Annotated in this window: 20 protein-coding genes and 1 pseudogene; 14 read left to right on the forward strand and 7 right to left on the reverse strand. The window is 51.6% G+C overall.

The genetic code is table 11. The annotated features are described in order from the left end of the window. The first annotated feature begins 92 nt into the window (after nt 1-92). The 4 genes and pseudogenes from Kalk_RS21540 (at nt 93) to Kalk_RS17850 (ending at nt 4,485) form a co-directional block, all read left to right on the forward strand. Nucleotides 93-787 (forward strand): annotated as a pseudogene (locus Kalk_RS21540) (23S rRNA (adenine(2030)-N(6))-methyltransferase RlmJ). Nucleotides 788-847: 60 nt separating this feature from the next. Continuing rightward, complete coding sequence (locus Kalk_RS17840) at nt 848-1,327, forward strand: FKBP-type peptidyl-prolyl cis-trans isomerase (protein ID WP_101895541.1); 480 nt, start codon at nt 848-850, stop codon at nt 1,325-1,327. Nucleotides 1,328-1,445: 118 nt separating this feature from the next. Further along, on the forward strand, nt 1,446-4,001 hold the full coding sequence (locus Kalk_RS17845) for a CHASE domain-containing protein (protein WP_101895542.1): 2,556 nt from the start codon (nt 1,446-1,448) through the stop codon (nt 3,999-4,001). Between the two features lie 88 nt (nt 4,002-4,089). Next, nucleotides 4,090-4,485 (forward strand): NINE protein, encoded by a 396-nt coding sequence (locus tag Kalk_RS17850; protein ID WP_101895543.1) that lies wholly within the window; start codon nt 4,090-4,092, stop codon nt 4,483-4,485. A 7-nt stretch (nt 4,486-4,492) separates the two neighbouring features. On the opposite strand, the gene Kalk_RS17855 is transcribed toward Kalk_RS17850, so the two are convergent. Continuing rightward, the gene (locus tag Kalk_RS17855) at nt 4,493-5,452 is read right to left on the reverse strand and encodes an oxidoreductase (RefSeq protein WP_101895544.1); all 960 of its coding nucleotides are present in this window, start codon (nt 5,450-5,452) and stop codon (nt 4,493-4,495) included. 132 nt (nt 5,453-5,584) lie between these two features. Between Kalk_RS17855 and Kalk_RS17860 the strand changes: the two genes are divergently transcribed. The 4 genes from Kalk_RS17860 (at nt 5,585) to Kalk_RS17875 (ending at nt 8,864) form a co-directional block, all read left to right on the forward strand. Next, entirely contained in the window at nt 5,585-5,860 is a 276-nt protein-coding gene (locus Kalk_RS17860) for a PilZ domain-containing protein (protein ID WP_101895545.1), read from the forward strand. A gap of 128 nt (nt 5,861-5,988) precedes the next feature. Beyond that, nucleotides 5,989-7,131, forward strand: a complete 1,143-nt coding sequence (locus Kalk_RS17865) for a Re/Si-specific NAD(P)(+) transhydrogenase subunit alpha (RefSeq protein ID WP_101895546.1) — start codon at nt 5,989-5,991, stop codon at nt 7,129-7,131. Beyond that, a complete protein-coding gene (locus Kalk_RS17870; RefSeq protein ID WP_101895547.1) occupies nt 7,131-7,415 on the forward strand; it encodes an NAD(P) transhydrogenase subunit alpha in 285 nt (94 codons plus the stop codon). The genes Kalk_RS17865 and Kalk_RS17870 overlap by 1 nt, the downstream gene beginning before the upstream one ends. 18 nt (nt 7,416-7,433) lie before the next feature. Continuing rightward, complete coding sequence (locus tag Kalk_RS17875) at nt 7,434-8,864, forward strand: NAD(P)(+) transhydrogenase (Re/Si-specific) subunit beta (protein WP_101895548.1); 1,431 nt, start codon at nt 7,434-7,436, stop codon at nt 8,862-8,864. Between the two features lie 74 nt (nt 8,865-8,938). On the opposite strand, the gene Kalk_RS17880 is transcribed toward Kalk_RS17875, so the two are convergent. The 4 genes from Kalk_RS17880 to Kalk_RS17895 form a co-directional block, all read right to left on the reverse strand. Continuing rightward, complete coding sequence (locus Kalk_RS17880; protein WP_158643563.1) at nt 8,939-9,724, reverse strand: thioesterase family protein; 786 nt, start codon at nt 9,722-9,724, stop codon at nt 8,939-8,941. A gap of 215 nt (nt 9,725-9,939) precedes the next feature. Continuing rightward, entirely contained in the window at nt 9,940-10,986 is a 1,047-nt protein-coding gene (locus Kalk_RS17885; protein ID WP_158643564.1) for an alpha/beta hydrolase, read from the reverse strand. Between the two features lie 37 nt (nt 10,987-11,023). Next, complete coding sequence (locus Kalk_RS17890; protein ID WP_101895551.1) at nt 11,024-11,560, reverse strand: YaeQ family protein; 537 nt, start codon at nt 11,558-11,560, stop codon at nt 11,024-11,026. Between the two features lie 129 nt (nt 11,561-11,689). After that, the gene (locus tag Kalk_RS17895; RefSeq protein ID WP_101895552.1) at nt 11,690-13,069 is read right to left on the reverse strand and encodes a WS/DGAT/MGAT family O-acyltransferase; all 1,380 of its coding nucleotides are present in this window, start codon (nt 13,067-13,069) and stop codon (nt 11,690-11,692) included. 308 nt (nt 13,070-13,377) lie between these two features. On the opposite strand from Kalk_RS17895, the gene Kalk_RS17900 reads away from it, so the two are divergent. The 6 genes from Kalk_RS17900 (at nt 13,378) to Kalk_RS17925 (ending at nt 20,628) form a co-directional block, all read left to right on the forward strand. Next, nucleotides 13,378-14,586: a 1-acyl-sn-glycerol-3-phosphate acyltransferase gene (locus Kalk_RS17900; protein WP_233716697.1), complete on the forward strand. Its 1,209-nt coding sequence runs from the start codon at nt 13,378-13,380 to the stop codon at nt 14,584-14,586. 110 nt (nt 14,587-14,696) lie between these two features. Further along, nucleotides 14,697-15,623: a hypothetical protein gene (locus Kalk_RS17905; protein WP_199767956.1), complete on the forward strand. Its 927-nt coding sequence runs from the start codon at nt 14,697-14,699 to the stop codon at nt 15,621-15,623. Then, nucleotides 15,613-16,425, forward strand: a complete 813-nt coding sequence (locus Kalk_RS17910) for an HAD-IIB family hydrolase (protein WP_199767957.1) — start codon at nt 15,613-15,615, stop codon at nt 16,423-16,425. Before Kalk_RS17905 ends, Kalk_RS17910 begins: the two co-directional genes overlap by 11 nt. 30 nt (nt 16,426-16,455) lie before the next feature. Next, complete coding sequence (locus Kalk_RS17915; RefSeq protein ID WP_101895553.1) at nt 16,456-17,679, forward strand: glycosyltransferase family protein; 1,224 nt, start codon at nt 16,456-16,458, stop codon at nt 17,677-17,679. 22 nt (nt 17,680-17,701) lie between these two features. After that, nucleotides 17,702-19,438 (forward strand): sugar phosphorylase, encoded by a 1,737-nt coding sequence (locus Kalk_RS17920; RefSeq protein ID WP_101895554.1) that lies wholly within the window; start codon nt 17,702-17,704, stop codon nt 19,436-19,438. A 53-nt stretch (nt 19,439-19,491) separates the two neighbouring features. Beyond that, nucleotides 19,492-20,628 (forward strand): BaiN/RdsA family NAD(P)/FAD-dependent oxidoreductase, encoded by a 1,137-nt coding sequence (locus tag Kalk_RS17925; protein WP_101896387.1) that lies wholly within the window; start codon nt 19,492-19,494, stop codon nt 20,626-20,628. A 30-nt stretch (nt 20,629-20,658) separates the two neighbouring features. On the opposite strand, the gene Kalk_RS17930 is transcribed toward Kalk_RS17925, so the two are convergent. After that, complete coding sequence (locus tag Kalk_RS17930) at nt 20,659-21,297, reverse strand: TetR/AcrR family transcriptional regulator (RefSeq protein ID WP_101895555.1); 639 nt, start codon at nt 21,295-21,297, stop codon at nt 20,659-20,661. A gap of 64 nt (nt 21,298-21,361) precedes the next feature. Continuing rightward, the gene (locus tag Kalk_RS21545; protein ID WP_233716700.1) at nt 21,362-21,664 is read right to left on the reverse strand and encodes a hypothetical protein; all 303 of its coding nucleotides are present in this window, start codon (nt 21,662-21,664) and stop codon (nt 21,362-21,364) included. Nucleotides 21,665-21,759: the final 95 nt, after the last annotated feature.

Genomic DNA, 21,759 nt, shown 5'->3' on the forward strand with positions numbered 1-21,759 from the left:
TGCTCAAACATTGGGTGCAGGTGTTATGTCTGCAGTATCTGAAACAGAAAGATAAGCCGTTTTTCTATATTGATACCCATGCCGGTGCGGGTATGTATTCCCTAACCGGGCCCTATGCCAAGAAAACCGGCGAGGCCAGCCAGGGTATCGGCCGCCTGTGGGATCAGAAAAAGTTGCCAGCAGGGCTGCAGGACTACGTCCAAATCGTAAAACAGTGCAATAAAGCCAAACTGGTTCATTACCCCGGCTCGCCCTCTATTGCGGCTCAGCTGATGCGCGAAGACGATCGCTTGCGCCTGATCGAGATGCACGGCGCGGACAGCGCCACGCTGCAAAAACACTTCGCGCGTGACCGACGGGCAAAAGTGGTGGAAGGGGATGGCTTTGTTGAGTTAAAAGGGCTGTTGCCGCCCCCAGTCGCCGGGGCTTGGTGTTGATGGATCCCTCTTACGAGGTGAAAACCGATTACAGCAAGGTGATCAAGTCCATTAATGAGGGGCTGAAACGCTTTGCGACAGGCCAGTTTCTGGTGTGGTACCCGCTGATCAATTCCGTTAATGCCCAGCGTTTCTCAGAGCAGTTGCGCAAAATTCCCTGTGAAAGCTGGTTGGATGTTCAACTGCGGGTTAGTCGGCCACCTCAAGGGCATGGCATGTTCGGCAGCGGCATGTTTGTGATAAATCCGCCCTGGACACTAAAAGAACAACTGGAACAAGGAATGCCAACGCTCACCCAGATACTGGGTCAGGATGATGGTGCGGAGTGGTTGGTGCAGGTTAGCAGTTAACTCTGTTGATGGTTAACTCAGCTGGTATAGATAAAGGCAAATATTCAGAAGGTAAATGCAATGAGTATCACTAAAGACACCGTGGTTCAATTTCACTACACCCTGACAGAAGGCGAGACGCAACTGGAGAGCACCGCAGGCGGTGACCCCATGGCGTATTTGCATGGCCATGGCAATATTATTGTCGGCCTGGAAAAGGCGATGGAAGGTAAAGCCCCAGGCGATACCTTTTCGGTAACCGTAGAGCCCGCACAGGCCTATGGTGAACGCAAAGCGGATGCCTCTCAGCGGATTTCACTGAAACATCTGCAAGGTGCTAAAAAATGGCGGCCGGGCATGATGGCATGGGTAGAGACTGACAAGGGGCAGCGACAGGTAACCGTGGTGAAAGTTGGCAAATTCAATGCGGATTGCGATCTGAATCACCCATTGGCCGGTAAAACCCTTACATTTGATATAGAAATTATTGAAACTCGCCCTGCAACGGCAGAAGAAAAGTCTCATGGACACGCTCATGGCGTAGGTGGCCATCACCACTAGACGTGGGCGGCTGAGTTTGGCTCGTAAGTGGATGCAATCTATGTGGAGTGGGCTACGCTTACAATAGGTGGGGCCTTCCCCACTGATTCTTTGTCCACTTTGGGTTTTGCTGTAAAGGATGAGCGATAAACCTTCACGACGCTGGTATGCGGCCGCCGACATTGTCCACAATGCTTATACTGCGTGGGTGGTGTTGTTATTGTCCCTGATTGTGACGCTTGGGGCTTATGTTGTTTCCGTTCGGATCATCGAACAGCGCCAGTCTGATCGATTCCAATTCAGTGCCTATGAGCTTGAAAAAGCCATCAAAAGCCACCTTAGCGTGTATGAACAAGTGCTGCGGTCTACCGTGGCCTTTGTATACTCAAGCGACCAGCTGGAACGATCTACCTTTGCTACCTTCGTCCGTAGCCTGGAGCTGAATCAATACTGGCCAGGTATTCAGGGCATTGGTTACAGCGTGCCCCTGCAGCCCTCAGAACTAGAGGCTCATACCCAAGCCATTCGCGATGAAGGCTTTCCCGAATATGCCATAAAGCCTTCCGGTGATCGCACCATTTACTCAGCCATTGTGTATCTGGAGCCATTCGATTGGCGTAACCGGCGTGCTTTTGGTTATGACATGTACAGCAATGAAGTCAGACGTATTGCTATGGATCGGGCCCGCGCCACCGGAGAGGCTTCGACCTCCGGCAAAATCACATTAGTTCAGGAAACTGAACAATATGTGCAAAACGGTTTTTTGACCTACATGCCGGTGTATCGGGCCAAAGCGACGCCTTATACCGAAGCGCAACGACTGGCGCAGTTCGAAGGCTGGATCTACGCCGCATTCAGGGCGGGTGACCTGATGAACGGTGTGACCGGTGGCGATGCTTTAATGTTGGAATACGAAATCTACGACGGCGCTAGCGTGGAACCGGCTGCCCTGTTGTATTCCTCTCACGGCAGGAACGTGGCTCGTACCGGCAGCATTGATCTGGTGGCGGTGCGTCAGATCGAATTGCAAGGCAGGCCATGGACATTGCGGGTAACCCCGGCAGACGGTTTTGCTCAGAGCGTAGAGCATATAGATCTGCCCCAGTACGTAGCAGTGGGGGGTGTCATTATTGATCTGTTGCTGTTCTACGTGATTCTTTCCCTGCACTTTGTCAGGCAGAAAGCGGAGACGATTGCCGAGCGGCGTACCCAGCAGTTACGGGCGACCCAGGAAGATCTGGAACTGCAGCGGGTGTTCGCCAATGCGGTGATTGATAGCCTGCCTTTGGTGCTGTTTGTCAGGGAGTATAAAAGCGACACCATCATGCGCATCAACCCCTACACGCGCAATGTGTTTGGCATCAATTCTGCAGCGGGTGGGGAGCTTTTGAATCGCTTTGTGGCGCGGGTGGAGAATCAGAGCCGACTGGCGGGCGTGGATAGCCAGGCCGACTACATGGCACAGCTGGATGTTGAAACCCAGACCGGCACACGCTGGTTTACAGTCAGCCGAACCAGCATTGACAACGGTCGGGGCGACCAGGAATACAGTTTGTGTGCGGCGATCGACATCACCGACCGGCTTGAGTCCGAAAAGCGCTTTACCACCCTGTTTGATTCTGCCCCCTGCGGATTGATGCTGGTGCGCAGCGATCAAACCATACAGCTGGCCAACAGGGCATTGTGTGAGCTGTTCGGTTACGGCCTTGAGGAATTGCCCGGCAACGAAATCGGTATCCTGGTGCCCCAGGATCTGCGTGCCAGTCACGGGCGGCAGGTGGCGGCTTATGGTCTTAACCCTTATCAACGCAAGATGAGCTCACGTTCCAGTTTGAAAGGGGTTACCAAAGATGGTCGCGAATTAATACTGGATATCGCCCTGCAGCCACTGAATTATGACAATCAGGGCTATGTGTTGGTGTCAGTGGCGGATATAACCAAACAGCACAACCTGGTTCAGCAATTGGAGCGCGCCAACCGTTACAAATCAGAGTTCCTTGCCAGCATGTCTCACGAGCTGCGCACCCCCTTGAATTCCATTATTGGGTTCACTGAGCGGGTCTTGAAAGGCGCAGGCGTCGGTTTAGGGGAGCGCGAGCGCGACGGGCTCGATACCGTGCAGCGCAATGCCCATCATCTGTTGGCGCTGATAAACGACATACTGGATCTGTCCAAAGTTGAGGCAGGCCGTATGGAGGTGGATTGGGAGCACTTCGATCTATGTAAGCTATTGGATGTTCAGCTGCAGGTTTTGACCCCTTCCGCCAAAGCGAAAGGGTTGCATATGAGGGTGAGCCTGCCCGAAGAGCCCATCATGATCACCACAGATCGCTCCAAGCTGCTGCAGATTCTTAATAATATGGTCTCCAATGCGGTTAAGTATACGCAGGAGGGTAAGATTGAGGTCACGCTTGAGCTCAACCAGATGGGCGATGGTATTGTCTTGCGGGTGACCGATACCGGCCTTGGGATTCCTGAGGTGGAACTGCGCAACCTGTTCAAGGAGTTTGTGCGGGTCAAGGAGGCACGACAGCAAAGCATCCAGGGTACCGGGTTGGGCCTGGCAATTTGTGCCCGTTTGGCAGCGTTACTGGGTGGCAAGATCAGTGCTGACAGTCGTCATGGCTACGGCAGCACCTTTACCTTGCGTTTGCCGTTAGAGCGATTCGACCCAGAGAGTAAGCAAAATCCCTGACACAGCTCGTGGACAGATCTGTGCAACTTGCGTAAGGTGATTTCCACGTGCCAAAACCATCATCTACACAAGTTGCTTCGGGGGAAGTATGGAAGAGAACAACACCCATTCCAAAGTTATTGGTTATATTCTGTGGATCTTCGGGTTTACCGGTTCCCATCGCTTTTACTACGGTAAACCCATCACCGCTACCATCTGGTTTTTCACCTTTGGCCTGTTTTTGATTGGCTGGATCATCGATCTGTTTCTGATACCTTCCATGGATCGCGCAGCGGATCGGAAGTATTCGCCCGGCAAAGTGGATTATACCGTTTGCTGGATTCTGCTGACGTTTTTGGGCCTGTTTGGTATTCACCGCTTTTACATGGGCAAGTGGCTTACCGGTTTACTGTATTTGGTCACTGGCGGTTTCTTCCTGATCGGTTATCTGTACGATTATTGGACGCTTAATGGCCAGATCGATGAGGTGAACCGCCTGCCCTAAGGCCGCTTCAGGCAGCGGCTTTGGATGAGTCAAAGGAGTAGCTCACACCAGTGAGCTGCTCTGATATTTCCCATAGCTTGCGTGCAATCTCTGGATTCCGAGAGCGACCTGTAGAGCTGGCGGGGGCCGGGTAGCCAAAAGCTTCATAGAATCCATCCGGCCCAATGTAATCGCCACCGTGCACGCCGCTTTCCGTGGCTGCATACAGGCTGGGCAGGGCCCCTTTTTCAGCGCTTTGAGTAATCAGGGGTGACACCGCTTTAGCCACATTCGCCAGCAGGGTAGATCCGCTTTGCTGGTAGCCCGGCACCGCCAGGTTGGTGCTGGCTGCTCCAGGGTGAACCGCTACCGAAATCGTTTGTGCCCCTGCTGCGTTCAGGCGTCTGTCCAACTCTCGGGCAAACACCAGGTTGGCCAGTTTGCTCTGACCATAGGCTTTGTGTTTGCCATAAGGGCGACGCTCAAAGAACAGATCATCAAAGTTCAGGTTGCCAGCCCGATGGGCAATGCTGCTTACCGTCACCACCCGTGACCCGGCCTGCTTCAGAAGAGCCGGCAGTAAAAGCCCCGTAAGGGCAAAGTGGCCGAAATGATTAGTGCCGATCTGGGATTCAAAGCCATCCACCGTTTGGCCTTTGGGCAGCCACATAACACCGGCATTATTAAGTAGCACGTCCAGTTTGTTGTATTGCTCAAAAAACATCTCACACATGTCCCGCACCGACTGCAGGCTGCTTAAGTCCACCGGCAGAAAGTGCAGAGATGCCTTTGGCGTTTGCTGGCGTATAGTGGCCATGGTCTGAATGGCCTTGCTCTCGTTGCGGCAGGCAAGAATGACATCTGCGCCCTTGGCCGCCATTACTTTAGCGGCTTCCAGCCCAATGCCACTGTTGGCCCCGGTGATGAGGATGCGTTTTCCCCGCTGGGATGGAATGTTGTCTTGGGTCCACTTGTTCTTACTGGCCATGGCTTGCTCACTTTACGCTTGGGATGGTCGATGCTATCAAGAGATGAAACCTGCTTTCAACGACTCTCACCATACCCCTAGTCAAATTCGTCTACACTTTATACATACAAATTGCATGAAGATCGTATAGTTATGTCAAATCAGCGTCGCCACTTGCGCACTGCTTTGCGCTGCAAATTTAAAATCTGGCATGATTCCATTGGTGAAAAGGTCGTTCAGACCCGAGATGTCTCCGATGGCGGTGTGTTTCTCATCATGGATCCAGTGGCAGAAGACATCCCCCCAATGGGAACAATACTGAAAGGTCAGGTGCAGGGTATGATGGACGATGCCCCCATTGTGACCCTTGAAGTGGTTCGTATGGCTCCTGAGGGCATTGGTTTACGGTTTGTTTCTGACACAAATTAATTCTTGTCATCTCCTTTGACTCACGATAGGTTAAGACCTCCGTTGCCCCGGTGGGGCTTTACAGTGCCTTCTTATAGGCCTATAAAACAAAAAAACTTATAAAAATCAATCGGTTTGGAGTTTATGGAATGTTAGTGGGTATTCCGAAAGAGATATACCCTGGGGAGAATCGTGTCGCGGTAATTCCCTCAGGTATACAAAATTTAACAAGCGCAGGCTTTGATGTTGTTGTTCAAAGTGGCGCCGGTGAAGCCTCTCATTATGATGACGATGAGTTTCGTAATGTTGGTGCCAGCATCGCTCCCGATGCCCAGTCATTGTACGCCCAGGCTGATCTGATTCTCAAAGTTCGCCATTTGGTGGATGATGAGCCCAATATGATCAAAGAAGGCTCCACGCTGATCTGCATGCTGGATGGCTGGTTCAATCTGGAGCTGGTTCAGCAGTTGGCAGCCAAGAACGTGCGCAGCTTTGCCTTGGAGTTCATCCCCCGCATCACTCGCGCCCAAAGTATGGATGTGCTCAGCTCCATGGCAGCCATTTCCGGATACCGTGCCGTATTGGCCGGGGCGATGGTATTGCCGCAGTACTTCCCCATGCTGATGACCGCTGCAGGTACCATTCACCCTGCTAAAGTGTTCATCATCGGTGCCGGTGTGGCTGGTTTGATGGCCATTTCTACCGCGCGCCGCCTGGGTGCTGTGGTGGAAGCCTACGATACCCGCGTGGAAGTAAAAGAGCAGGTTGAGAGTCTGGGCGCCAAGTTCGTTGAATTTGATCTGCCCCAGGAAGAGGGCACCAGTGCTGGCGGTTACGCTAAGCAGCAGTCAGAAGAGTTCTATCGTGCCCAGCGTGAGCAAATGCTGGCCAAGGTGGCTCAGTCTGATCTGGTGATCACCACCGCTGCCATTCCCGGTCGGCCCTCGCCGCGCCTGGTAACGGCCGACATGCTGAAGTGCATGAAGAAAGGTTCCGTGGTGGTGGATCTGGCCGCAGAACGTGGTGGTAACGTCGAAGGTACGGTGAAAAACCAGAAAGTGTATGTCGATGGTGTCACCATCATTGGCTACATCGATCATCCCTCCCGTGTACCTGTTCACGCGTCTCAGCTGTTCACCAAAAACATCTCAACCTTCTTGCTGAACATGGCAAAAGAAGGTGAGCTGAATCTGAATATGGAAGACGAAATCGTTGCAGCCACGCTGATTACCGAAGACGGTGAAATCAAACATGCTGGCTTGAAAGAAGCCATTGAGAAGGGGGCAAGTTAATGGAAATGTTAATGTTGACCTTCACGATTTTCGTGTTGGCAATTTTCGTGGGTGTGGAAGTTATTAACAAAGTTCCACCAACCCTGCATACCCCGTTGATGAGCGGAACCAACGCCATCTCCGGTATTGTCGTGGTGGGGGCCATCATCAGCTCTGGTGGTGGTGAACAAACCTCCGGCCTTTCCACTTTTCTTGGTGTACTGGCGATCGTACTGGCCTGCATAAATATTTTTGGCGGGTTTATGGTTACTGATCGCATGTTGCACATGTTCAAGAAGAAATAACGAAAAGAAGGAAGGCACATGCAAGTTTTTATCTATTTAGCTTATTTGATCGCGGCCGTATTCTTTATTTACGGCATCAAGGGGATGACCACTCCTAAAACAGCGGTGCGTGGTAACCAGCTGTCGGCAGTGGGTATGCTGATCGCGGTGGTTGCCGCATTGCTTGATCACAACGTAGTGCATTACTACTACATCATTATGGGTGTGTTGATCGGTGCCAGTATCGGTATTTTCCTGGCCAAAAAGGTACAGATGACCTCCATGCCAGAAATGGTGGCGGCCCTGAACGGCTTTGGTGGTGGTGCATCGTTGATGGTTGCCGTTGCCAACTACCTGGAAATGCAAACCGCATACGGCAGTGGTAATGCCGAACTGATTGCCACGATGCCTGCGTTGGATATGAAATGGTCCATAGCGGTTATTATCAGTATCCTGATCGGCGCCGTTACCCTGATGGGTAGTTTTGTTGCTGTGGGCAAACTGATGGGCAAGCTGGGCGATCCATCTTCCATTGGCATGTTCAAAATGATCGTTAAGGTGAGCTTGGCTTTGCTGGTGGCCGGTTCCATCTATTTCGTCAGCACCAATCCGCTGGAACAGTCTGATCTGCTTATTGTGATGATCGTGATCTGCTTGCTATTGGGTGTGGCTCTGGTTATCCCCATTGGCGGCGCTGATATGCCCGTAGTGATCGCGTTGTTGAACTCCTATTCGGGTCTGGCGGGTTCTGCCACGGGTTTCGTACTGGGCAACAATGGCTTGATCATCACCGGTTCTTTGGTGGGTGCATCGGGTTTGATCCTGACTACCATCATGTGTAAAGCCATGAACCGCTCTCTCACCAACGTATTGTTCGGTGGCTCCATGGCGGCCCAGGCCGGTATCTCTAAAGACGAGAACGATGCTTTCTATGAAGGCAAAGTGAAAGTCACCAGTGCGGATGAAGTGGCCATGCTGCTGGATTCTGCCAAGAAAGTGGTGTTCGTACCCGGCTATGGTTTGGCGGTGGCTCAGGCCCAGCATGCAACCCGTGAGCTGGCGAATATTCTGCAGGGGCGTGGTTCTGAAGTGAAGTACGCGATTCACCCGGTTGCAGGTCGTATGCCTGGCCATATGAACGTATTGCTGGCTGAAGCAGAAGTGCCATATGAGCAGTTGATTGAAATGGATACCATCAACCCCGAGTTTGCACAGACTGATGTTGCCATCGTATTGGGTGCCAACGACGTTACCAACCCGGCGGCGTCTTCGGATCCAAATTCACCAATCTTTGGCATGCCGATTCTGGAAGTACAGAACGCTAAAACCGTTATCGTGGTTAAGCGTGGCTTGTCTCCCGGTTTTGCCGGGATACCCAATGCGTTGTTCATTAATGATAACAGCCTGATGGTGCACGGCGATGCCAAGTTGGTATTGCAGGAAATCACCAGTGCGATGAAAGACCTGTAATACCGGGTCATATCAACAAAAAAGCACGCTTTCGGGCGTGCTTTTTTGTGTCTGTTGTTTTGCAGGGTTCAGATTTAACCAAACACCACCATGTTTTGACGGCTCAAGGCTATTGGCTCGCCGCCGGGGCCCCACAGCATAACCGATTGATGGGTATAGCCCTCGCCTGCGGCCATGAGTTCTGCATCCACTCGCCAATTCTCCAACGCCAAGCCTTGGTAATCCTCGTTCAGAAATTCCAGCATCCAGGTCATGGAGCTACCGGGGGCGGGGTTGGTGAGGTGGCAAATGGCGATGGGGGGAATGAAATCAGCCAGCGCGATTACATGGTATTCGTTGCAATCCGTCTCCCCAGGCATGGAGATCTGGACAATATGATGGGTTTCAGTGTCTCCTGTGAATGGCAGTGTGCCTTGTAGCCAAACGGGTTTGAAGTGGCGGGTAAAGCTGGGGACACCGCCAGCAGTGGGGAATTCAATCCGCTGGCTGCCGTTGCCAAGGCCGGTTTGAACCGGTTTGAGGTTTATCTGAGATTCCCGTGCCGCGCCGAAAACGCCCACCACCAGTGCGATGACATTGTTGTCGTCATCCAGTAGCCGGGATTCCACATGGGTTACGCTTTTGCCCGCCCGTACAATGTTGGCGTGGGCTGTTACTTGCAGGCTTTTGGCAGGCTGAACAAAGGTGGTTTGCAGAGAGCGCAAGGGTGTGTCTGGCAGTAGGCTGCGCATTGCGTGCAGGCACAGAATGGTTTGCAGGCCGCCAAACATGGCTCGGCCTTGCAACCAGTCCCCTGGATCGCTCAGGGTACTCTTGCCGGGCTTAGAGTCGATGCTGTTGAGAAGCTCACGGAATTGCATGTAGGTCACCGTTGATTGGCCAGAAAGTTGGATCATCTTAGGCCAGGGCAGGAAAGATGCCAATATAAAATGGCGCTATCGGTGTCTATGGTGCCAATAATGACGAAATTAGTCCGTTTTCACCTGCGCTGAGCTGGCATATTTGCTATCTAAGGTGCCCTTACTGACACGCAGGGAGTTGCAGTGTGTTAAGTGTGGATCTGGCAGAGGAAGGCCTAGTTCGAGCGTTCCATCATCAAGCCGCGTAGCGCGCCAGCCATGTCTTCTACGGAATGCAACGCAGACGCTGAACACAGAATATTGGCAAAGCCGTGCACCATGCCTGGGTATTCAATCCATTTTACTTTCACACCGGCCTGTTCCAGCTTTTTCGCGTAGTCCCGGCCTTCATCTCTCAGCGGGTCGAACCCGGCAGTGACCACAATGGCTGGCGGCAGCTTGTGAATGTCATCGGCGTACAATGGTGAAATGTCAGGATGGCTGTGATCCTGTTGTGCCGGGATGTAGCAGTTCTGATAGATGCGAATACTTTCACCGGTCAGCAGAAATCCATCGGCGAATAGCGTGCGGGAACCGCCTTGTCGAGGGCTATCGGCAGAGGGGTATATCAACAGTTGGGCCTGTGGCTGCTGAATGTCTGTGTGGGACAGTTGGCGTGCTAATACTGTGGCCAGTTTGCCTCCGGCGCTGTCACCACCAACGGCAATGAACGGAGCGTTCAAACCGAATTCCGGCAGCCGGGAAACCACATCTTCGTACGCTCTCATAGCGTCTTCTACGGCAGTGGGCCAGGGGTTTTCCGGTGCTTTTTGGTATTCAACCGAAAGCACCTTGGCCCCTGTAACCCTGGCCAGGTGTCGGCACAGGTTATCGTGGGTATCCAGGTTGCCATGCACCCAGCCACCTCCATGCAGAAAAAACAGCATCGCATCAATGTGTTGATCCGGGGAGTAGAGTCTGGCGGGCATTTTAGGTTGCCCTTGCCCAACCAGAATATCCTGGGTTTTCATCTTGACGATTTTACTCGCCACCACGCGGGTGCTGGCGTTGAAGGCGTTGCGACTCGCCTGCAGTTGTTTAGGGTCAAGGGAGGGGCGTATCGGTGGCTCCAGGTTGGAGAGCTTTACCAGCAGCTGCATGTCCAGATCCAGCTCCAGGCCATCGATTCGAATCGGTTTACCCGCGATGCGACGTTTGGCAAAACGCGGCAAACGCAGCAGCGATTGCAATGTATGTGCTTTCAGGTTCTCAATCAGTTTCATCTCAAAAATCCTTGCGGTTTCTCGTTGTGAGCCGAGGTCAGAGCCAGCGATCCAGTTCGATCTGCACGCTGCTGGTATCATTACCCAGAGACACTTCACCATCCATTATATTGCAGTGTAGTTGCATGGTGCGCGCGCAGAGTTGAGTGAGTTCTGCGCTGGTTCTAGGGCTAACATAATCGACGTGCACGTTATCCAAACAGCGAAATTTTTTCTGATTCTGCTCCCACCAGATGGGGGCGTTGCGCTCACCATAACTGTATACGATCACCTGATCGGCGCGATGACTGGCTTTGCGGATGCGTTTTTCGTCCGGTAGCCCTACATCAATCCACAGCTCAACGTGATCCGTTAGATCCCTGCGCCACAGGGCGGCATCGTCTTCGGTGCTGAGCCCGCGGCCAAAACTAAGGTTGTCACTGGCGTGCAGCGCAAAGGCCAGCAAGCGAATCATCATGCGCTCAATGGTTTCAGAGGGGTGCAATGCCAGAGTCAGGGTGTGGGGCTGGTAATAATGCCGGTCCATATCGGAAATCTGCAATTCCGCTTTATACACCGTGGATTTGAGAGCCATGAGGGTTCCGCCAGAGGTATCTGTTCATATTCTGGCGGGCATTGTACACCCAATTGGCAGCAAGGGGACGGTGTGATCCGTTAGCGGGGATTCACACCGTGTTAACACTCAATACCTAAGCGATGGTGGCTACTTGTGGTGAATGTCGGCGGCCACTTCCAGCTCGTGTATGCCATTATCAATGAAGTCCAACAACCGCTGCATGGAAGGCAGGGTTCTGCGGCATGCGGTAAGGCCGAATTCCAGCTGGTTTTCGTAACTCAGCAGGGTGATGTTCAGCGCGATTCGATCCATAGGAATCGAGACGGGATACATCCCTTCCAATTTGGCACCATTCCAATACATGGTTTTTTTGGGGCCAGGGACATTGGAAATAATTACGTTGAACGGTTGCCAGTTGGAAATCAGACCGGTGAGCATGTTGAAGCCAGCCGGTGCCATGGTGAGGGCCGTATAGTTCAGGGTTTCCTCAGGGGTCATGCTTTTATAGCGATCCTTGGACTCCTTGACGGACGCCTGAATGGTTTCCATGCGTAGGGCCGGGTCAGCGATGTGAGTGCCCAGGTTCACCAGAATCATGGCGATCTGGTTGCCGCTGTCGCTGTCGTCACTGCGTATGGATACCGGCACCATGGCCACCAGGGGCTTGTCCGGCAAGGCATGTAAGCTGATCAAGTAGTCGCGCAGAGCGCTGCCACAAATAGCCAGCACCACATCGTTCATGGTGCCACGAAACGCTTTGGCAACGTGCTTGATTCGCTCCATGGAGTAGGATTGGGCTGCAAAGCGTCGAGATCCAGTGATGGGCTCATTCAATACGCAGTTTGGAGCCTGAAAAATGGACACGTGAGATGAATCTTTGCGTGCGCTGCGAAACAGCTTGGCCACTTCTGACGCAACCTTGGGCAGTGTACTGATTTGTTTGCCTGCACCACCAAAGAAATCACCAAACCCGCTCACCAGATCCTGTGGTTTGATGAGAGCCTTGGGCGCTCGCTGTTTGGGCGGCATGGCCCAGATCGGCGGGCGGTTCATTTCCGTCGGGTCGTATGACAGGAACTTGATGCAGGTCTTCATGGCGGCAATGCCGTCCATCATACTGTGGTGAACCTTGGAGTACACTGCGAAGCGGCGTCCGCGCACTCCCTCAATCAAGTAGAACTCCCAAAGGGGGCGCTCCCGGTCCATCAGGTTGCTGTGCTCAGCCGAGATCAGCGACAACAGCTCACGGATCCGGCCTGGCTTGGGCAGTGCTTCGTGCCGGAAGTGGTGCTCCAGATCGAAATGGTCGTCTTCTTCCCAGTAGTATTGGCCCAAGCGGCGGCCAAGCCGCTGCCCATAGCGGCCTTCTGGGTGTTGGTAAGCGCGAAGCGATGCGGCCAGTTCGGTCACATACTTGGGGCCTGCGCCATCGGGGAAAGAAAACAGCATCAAGCCTCCCACATGCATGGGTTGCTGGCGTTTTTCAAGCCACAGAAAAAGCTGGTCAGCGGGACTCAGTGGGGTCATTCCGTTGCATTCCTTGTAGAAATCAAAGTTTATCCAAACGACACGAATCAGTGTGCCAACAAAAAATAGTCAAAACAGGGTTATATAAAGCAAAATGGGTCTTCACACTGATTCTTGTCATATTTCTACTCAGTGACACGCAAATTTTATTCCCACACGAACATGAATAACAGTGATATCTTGCTAATATTGACCTGTCGACACATTTTGTAGCGAAAACCTGGCCAGTAGCGGATTCCTTTGCTGCGCAGTCAGGCCAAGACAGTTAAACTCGAATCATCATAGAAGCAGGCGGCAAAAAGTTATCCATGTCTATGCAGCAGTTTGAATCAATTAGGCCTTATCACGATCATGAAGTTCCAGCTGTGATTGAGCGGTTGCTGCAATCAGATGCGTTGATTCAGGCTATTATTCATGTGCAGTTTCCACTGGTGCCACGCTATCTGGAAAAGCCCCTTGCCCGTTTCGTTCGATTTCGCATTCACAATAACCTCAAAGAGATTCACACCGTTGCCGACTTTCAGCAGCGTATGGAAGACTTTGTAGCAAGCACTATTGAAAAGAGCATTACCGAGTTCACGTTCTCTGGTCAGGACAATATCGAGCGAGGTGTGCCCTACGTCTTCATCAGCAATCACCGTGATATCACGCTGGATTCGGCGTTGCTGAACTATGCCTTAATGCAGGCGGGTCTGGAAACGGCAGAAATCGCCGTAGGTGATAACCTGCTGACCAATCCGCTGGTGTCTGATCTGTTAAGGCTGAACAAAAGTTTTGTTGTGAATCGCTCTGTTACTGGGGTTAAAGCAAAATATCGCGCCTTGATGGAGCTGTCTCATTACATCAGTCTGGCCAACGAACAAGGCAGCTCGGTATGGATTGCCCAGCGTGAAGGGCGTGCTAAAGATGGTTTCGATATCACCGATCCTGCCATCATTAAAATGCTGCATATATGGCAGAAAAAGCAGGGTGCTTCGTTTGCTGAAACCATTAAGCGCCTCAATGTGGTGCCGGTGTCCATCTCCTACGAATACGACCCTTGTGATGGACTCAAAGCCGCTGAATTACAGGCCCGTGCCGCCGAGGATTACGTAAAAAAGGCGGGCGAGGATGTTGAAAGCATCATGCGTGGCATCGCCTTACCGAAGGGGCGGGTGCACATCGAAATCGGTAAGCCTTTGCAAGGCGAGTTTGAGGATGCCGAAGCCGTTGCTCATGCACTGGATCAACAAATCATACAGAACTATCGCCTGTTCCCCCCCAGTTTACTGGCCATAGAGCATTTGCTGAGCCTAAGCAAAGCCATGCAGAGCCTGCGGGATGATTCCATTGCCCGATTCCAGGCGGTGGCCCAGCAGGCCAAAGACACCCTTGCTGCGGTGGATTCCCAGGATCTGGCGCGGCAGGCTTCCGAGTTTTCTGCTCGTCTTGCTCATTATCCTGCACAGTTGCAGCGAATTATTCTTGAAATGTACGCCAACCCACTGCTCAGCAAATATAAGTATTCCACTGACTAAGCACACCCCAAACTTGGTATGGATTGTGAATAAGCCCTGTATGGCTGTTAAGCTTGCTGCGGCTGGCTTACTATCTTATTGTAAGTCAAGTGAAATGCTTAGGGATCAACGTGTCAGATCAGCAGCGGGAAGCCATACAATCCACTATTGCCAACCTGATTCGACAGGAGCACCTGCCGGACGACTTTGCTGACACGGTCGCAGAGTATTTTTACCCCCTTGCCATTCGCCTTCGAGACCTGCAAAACCAACATAACATGCCGGTTATCATTGGCATTAATGGCGCTCAAGGTACGGGCAAGTCCACCTTGGCCTTATTTCTCGAAGTATTACTGACAAAGCACCTTGATTGCCCCTGTGCGCGCTTTTCCCTGGATGACATTTACCTTACCCGGGCAGAGCGTGAGGCGCTGGCTTTGGATGTTCACCCACTGCTAAAAACCCGAGGCGTGCCTGGTAGCCACGACATAGCGTTGGGCCATCGTGTGTTGGATCAACTATTGGCGGCCGACACCAACGATGTCGTGCCTATACCAGCATTCGACAAGTCCCGTGATGATCGCGCTCCAATGCAGGAATGGCCGCTTCATCGTGGCCCGGTGAAAGTGGTTTTACTCGAAGGCTGGTGTGTGGGGGCTATTCCTGAGCCGGAGCTACTACTTCAGCAGCCAATTAATGCTCTTGAACGCAGTGAAGATGCCAACGGTCATTGGCGTGGTTATGTGAATCAACATCTTGCCGGCGAGTATCAGCAGTTTTTTGCGCGCTTGGCATACTTGATCATGTTAAAGGCCCCCTCCATGGAATGTGTGCAGGAATGGCGCACCCTTCAAGAGCAGAAACTCACAGACCGAGTTGCCGCGCACCACGATGGTGCGCCCCATGTCGGGATAATGACCCCTCGGCAGATTCAGCGTTTTATCATGCACTATGAACGGCTTACCCGCTGGATGCTGGAGGAAATGCCTGCCCGGTCCGATACTTTGTTTGTGATTGATGAGCAGCATCGTATTCGAGAGGCACGCTATGGTGATTGAGCCGCAGATACTGGTGTTCACGGATCTGGATGGCACGTTGCTGGATCATCACAGTTACAGCTTCCAGCCCGCGCTGCCAGCATTGCAGCGGCTGGCAGCCCACAATATACCGGTTATCCTGAATTCCAGTAAGACCCGCCCCGAAATGGAGGCGCTCAAGCAGCAGTTAGATAACACAGCGCCTTTTATCGTAGAAAACGGTGCCGCAGCCATAATCCCCTCTGGGAACCTGAGTGAAGAGCCAGAGGAAATACTGTTTGCTGCTCCTCGGGATGTGATATTAGAGCAGCTGCATTGGTTGCGCAGCAAAGGTTATGAATTTCGCGGCTTCAACGACATGAGTGCAGCGGACGTGGCGGATGTCACCGGGCTCACAATTCAGGCCGCCACCGCAGCCAAACAGCGCATTGGTACTGAGCCACTTATGTGGCAAGGCGAGGAATATCAGCTGCTGGAAATGAAAAGCCTCCTTGAGCAGGTGGGCTTGCAGCTTATCAAGGGAGGGCGTTTCTATCACGTCATGGGCCAGTATGATAAAGCCGATGCCATGCAATATCTGGCACAGCGTTATCAAGCCATTAACCCGCAAAAGCAGGTAATATCCATCGCGTTGGGTGACAGTCCCAATGATGCCCGGATGCTGGAACGCGCCGACTATGCTGTCATCATAAAAGGCGTTAATTCCGATAAGTTAATGATAACGGGCGCGGGTCATGTCATGCGCTCACAGGGCGAAGGCCCAACAGGCTGGAACGAATGCATCCAGTCGCTCCTTAATCAGTTGCTGCCGGTGGCGCACTGAGTTAATTCACTGTTTAGGAAAGGCTAAAAAATGGGTGATTTTTATCAAAATGGAATTATAACCACGCTCCATAATTTGCGTAGCCGGTCATTGGAAGACCTGGAAAACGAATTGATGACATTCAAGAAGCACCGCCCCATGTCTTTGGTGCTGCCCTCACTTTTTTCTGAGCTGGAAGGCCCAGCGTTAAAAAATATCGTGCAGGAACTTACCAAAGTTCCCTATCTGGAGGAAGTCGTCATCGGCCTGGACCGGGCAGATCAGAGTCAATTCGAGCATGCGCTAGAATACTTTTCTGAACTGCCCCAAACACACCACGTGCTGTGGAATGATGGCCCCCGCCTAAAAGCCTTGGATGCGGAGCTGCGAGCCCATGATTTGGCTCCCACAGAGCTGGGCAAAGGCCGCAATGTCTGGTATTGCTTTGGCTATGTGCTGGCAGCACAACGCAGTAAGTCTGTGGCCCTGCACGATTGCGACATTCTGACCTACCAGCGTGATCTGATTGCGCGGCTGATCTATCCTGTTGCCAACCCTAACTTCAACTATATGTTCTGCAAGGGCTATTATTCCCGCGTGGCGGATTCCAAAATGAATGGCCGTGTCAGCCGCTTGCTGGTTACCCCTTTGATTCGGGCGCTGAAAAAAGTGTGCGGACCATCTGACTTTCTCGATTATCTGGACAGCTATCGTTATCCTCTGGCTGGCGAGTTTTCCTTCCGCACCGATGTGATCAGTGATCTTCGCATTCCCAGTGATTGGGGCTTGGAAGTCGGTGTGCTGTCAGAAATGAAACGCAACTATGCCACCAACCGCCTGTGTCAGGTGGATATAGCGGATACCTATGATCACAAACATCAGGATCTCTCTGCAGAGGATGCGTCTGCCGGGTTGTCGAAGATGAGTACTGACATCTGCAAGGCGTTGTTCCGTAAGCTGGCTACCAACGGTGAAGTGTTCTCTAATGAGAAGTTCCGAACCATCAAGGCCACCTATTACCGTATTGCTCTGGATTTTATTGAAAGCTATCAGAGTGATGCCATAATCAACGGCCTCAAATTTGATCGTCATTCAGAAGAGCAAGCCGTGGAATTATTTGCCCAGAACCTGATGGGAGCGGGAGCCTATTTCCTGGATAACCCCATGGATACGCCGTTCATTCCCAGCTGGAATCGTATCATCAGTGCTGTTCCCGACATTATGGAGCGGCTGCAGGATGCAGTCGAGCAGGACAACCGGGAATTCGGTGGGTAACCAATAAGTAGGGTTGAATCACATGCTAGAAGAGCTTGCAAAAAAGCTAACAGGATCACTGGATTTTATCTATCCCGATATTGATACTGACTATCTTGCTCAGCAATTGATAAAGACAATGGGGTTGGATAAACAATGCCACCAGCCCGGTGATCATCAGAATAATTGGGATGAAGCGGATATTCTGCTGATCACCTACGCCGACTCCATATTGAATCATGCCAAGCCTGACGAAAAGCCACTGCAGACGCTCTATCATTTTTTAAAGGATAAACTGCAGGATAATATTTCCGCAGTCCACATCCTGCCGTTCTTTCCTTACAGCTCGGACGATGGTTTCTCGGTAATGGACTATCTGGCAGTAAACGAATCACACGGTGAATGGGAAGACATCAAGCGAATATCATCCGAGTTCAAGTTCATGTCGGATCTGGTGATAAATCACATGTCGGCTCGAAGCCGCTGGTTCGATAATTTCAAAAAGCGGATTGATCCAGGCAAAGATTACTTTTTTGAAGCCAGCCCTGACGCGGATGTGAATGCAGTGGTGCGGCCTCGTACCTCGCCTTTGTTGAACCCGGTGCAAACCGAAGACGGTGAGCGTTACGTGTGGTGTACGTTCAGTGAAGATCAGGTGGATCTGAACTTCAAGAATCCTAAAGTGTTACTGGAATTTGTAAATATCATTCGCCACTACATGGAAAACGGCGTTCAGATTTTTCGTTTGGATGCGGTGGCCTTTCTCTGGAAAGAAGTAGGCACGCCCAGTATTCATCTACAGCAGACCCACGAAATCATCAAACTGCTGCGTTTGCTGATTGCACACTACAACCCCAATGCCGTTATTATCACGGAAACCAACGTACCCAACCGAGAGAATCTCACCTATTTCGGTAACGCCAACGAAGCCCATGTGATCTACAACTTTTCGTTGCCACCACTGTTGATTTACACATTGATATCAGGCGACTGCCGCCATTTAAAAACTTGGCTGATGAGCATGCCGCCGGCGCAGATGGGTACAACCTATCTCAATTTTATTGCGTCCCACGATGGTGTGGGCTTGCGGCCAACCGATGGCCTGCTACAAGATCAGGAAAAGAATGAACTGATCAGCACCATGCAGCAGTTTGGCGGGCGCGTTGCCTATCGGCGTGCCAGTGAAGGCGTCGATAAACCTTATGAGATGAACATCAGCTTATACGATGCCCTTAAAGGCACCATTGAACACGGCCCGGATAAATGGCAGTTACAGCGGTTTGTGTGTGCTCATGCGATTATGTTAGCGTTAGAGGGTATACCTGCTATTTATATTCACAGCATGTTGGGAACGGAAAACGATTACGCCCGCATGGAAAATACCGGCCGAAACCGTTCTATAAATCGTAGTCAGTGGGATGTCGGCCAGTTGGAAGAGGCATTGGCAAATAAGTTCAGCCATCATAGCAAGGTGTTTGAACAGCTTAGTAATTTGATCACCATTCGAAAAAAACAAACAGCCTTTCACCCCAACGCCACCCAGTTTACTCTGCATCTTGGTTTGCAGATATTTGGCTTTTGGCGGCAAAGTATGCGTCGTGAGCAGTCCATTTTCTGTATTTTTAATGTCAGCTCTGAAACCCAGCAGATAGCCTTAAGTGATATCAACTTGATTGGTACAGATAACTGGACCGATTTGATCTCAGGGCTAGAAATAGAGGATCAAGCAGGAATGCTGACACTAACCCCATATCAGGCCCTGTGGTTGTCGAACAAGTGAGCAAAACACATTCCTATGATGTAGTGGTGGTGGGTGGCGGTGCCGCTGGCTTAATGTGTGCTGCTCTGGCAGCCCGGCGAGGCAAGCGAGTAGCGGTGTTGGAGCGCACCTCGAAAGTCGGCAAAAAAATCCTCATGTCGGGGGGAGGGCGCTGTAACTTCACTAATATGTACACCGAGCCCGATAATTATATCTCTGCCAATCCGCACTTTTGTAAATCGGCTCTCAGCCGCTATACCCCCTGGGACTTTATCGGGCTGGTCTGTCAATATGACATTCCATATCATGAAAAAAAGCTCGGTCAGTTGTTCTGTGATAATAGCGCCAAAGACATTCTTGATATGTTGTTAGCAGAATGCGCCCAGTTCGGAGTGGATGTTCACACCTATTGTGAAATTCATTCGTTGCAGGAGAACAACGGTTTTCGAATTGACAGCAATCGGGGAACCTACTGCGCTGAAGCCGTTGTGATCGCCACCGGAGGGTTGTCTATTCCCACCATGGGGGTGACGCCGTACGGATACGAGGTGGCGGTGCAATTTGGGCTGTCGGTCTTGCCAACCCGAGCCGGACTGGTGCCCTTCGTATTCACCGATGCCATCAAAACCCTGTGTAATGAACTCAGTGGTGTGTCTCTGGACACTCTCACCAGCAACCAGCAGGCCGCTTTTAGAGAGAATATCCTGTTTACTCACCGTGGGTTAAGTGGCCCTGCCATACTGCAGATATCGTCTTACTGGCTGCAAGGGGAGACGGTGGACATTAACCTGCTGCCTGATGAAAGTGCGGATGATTGGTTAACTCAGTACAAAATCAGTGATCCAAAGAGTCTGTTGAAAACAGTGTTGGGCCAGCGCTTACCAAAAAAACTGGTCGCTGAGTTGGAAAAGCAATGGTGGCCCCAGGATGCCCGCAAGCCACTGGCTGAATTCTCGAATCAACAATTGTTGCAAATTCAGAAGCAGCTTCAGGGCTGGGCCTTGAAACCGGCGGGCACTGAGGGGTATCGCACCGCCGAGGTAACGCTGGGTGGGGTGGATACCGATGAGCTTTCATCAAAATCCATGGAGAGCAAGAACAAAAGCGGACTGTATTTTATTGGCGAGGTAGTGGACGTGACCGGTCATCTGGGCGGGTTTAATTTTCAATGGGCTTGGGCATCGGCTTATGCGGCTGCCATGGATCTTTAATAAAGGGTGAAAGATGAAATGGCGCCATGATCAAGAGGATGGCGCTTCGGCTTGTCTGGGTAAGTTCATGGCTGTGATTTTGTCTGCAGATGATGTGCTCATCCCGAGTCCCATTAAAACCATTTTAACTATGATTCGCTCAAAATTCGGTGCAGCTAATCCATCCACAATGGTGGTCATGGCGCCAATGGTGACCGATGCCACCAACGTCATGGCCGCAGCCTCGCACTCATAAGTGAAAAGTTTTTGATTTTTTGCTGTCTGCAAATCCTTTCTCAGGTTAAATGCAACGGCGGATCTCATTCCGCGGTCCAATTGGAAAACGCGGATGACGGATCGTGCCCAGTCGGCATCCTCCTCTGCTTTGCGCATAAATACTCTGATGCCAATCGAGACTCTGTGTGCCCCATTTTCAACAGCTTCACTTAGTATGGAAATCTGGCGTGAGAGGTCTTCGGCCAACTCTAACCCTACAGCCTCTAGCACTTCTTCGCGGGTGCGAAAATAGTTATACACGGTTCCATTCGAGACGTTGGCTTCGATAGCCAGCTCTTTAAGTGCCAGCTCACCAATTCCTTTTTGCGCATATATACGCAGTGCCGCTTCCACCAGAGCCTGACGGGTACGGGCCTTCTTTTTGTGGCCGCGGGTCAGTGGTTCTTTTGCCACGGAGTTACCTCTGGCGCATTCGCCGCTAAAAATTCAAAGCTGTCAATATTGACACATTTTCACTTTAAAGCATATCCAGGCTTTCAGTAATAATGGCTTTTGCATGGTGTGGTTGCCCCATATGCATTACAACGCGGTCGGGTCTAACCACGACTAAGCAGCCTTGAGGTGTGTCGGGTAAAAGCCCGTTACCTAAGGATTCGGCAAAGGGTGTGGATGCGTTGTTCGCTTGTCCGCGCATGCCCAGATGTAGAAATTCGCCACCGGCCGCTTCCCATTTCTGACGCGTTGTACTATCGAGGCCCAGGCATGGATCAACCCCCAGACCTACCAGTGTCAGTGCATCGCCAAGTGCATCATCACTCAAGCAAATTGTGTGATTTTTCCGAGTATAGTCCTGGGGTAGCTGAGCTCCAGAATGCAGTTTGCCCATTCTACAGCCCGGTTTGAATAAACCCTGTT

Source organism: Ketobacter alkanivorans, assembly GCF_002863865.1.
Lineage (GTDB): Bacteria > Pseudomonadota > Gammaproteobacteria > Pseudomonadales > Ketobacteraceae > Ketobacter > Ketobacter alkanivorans.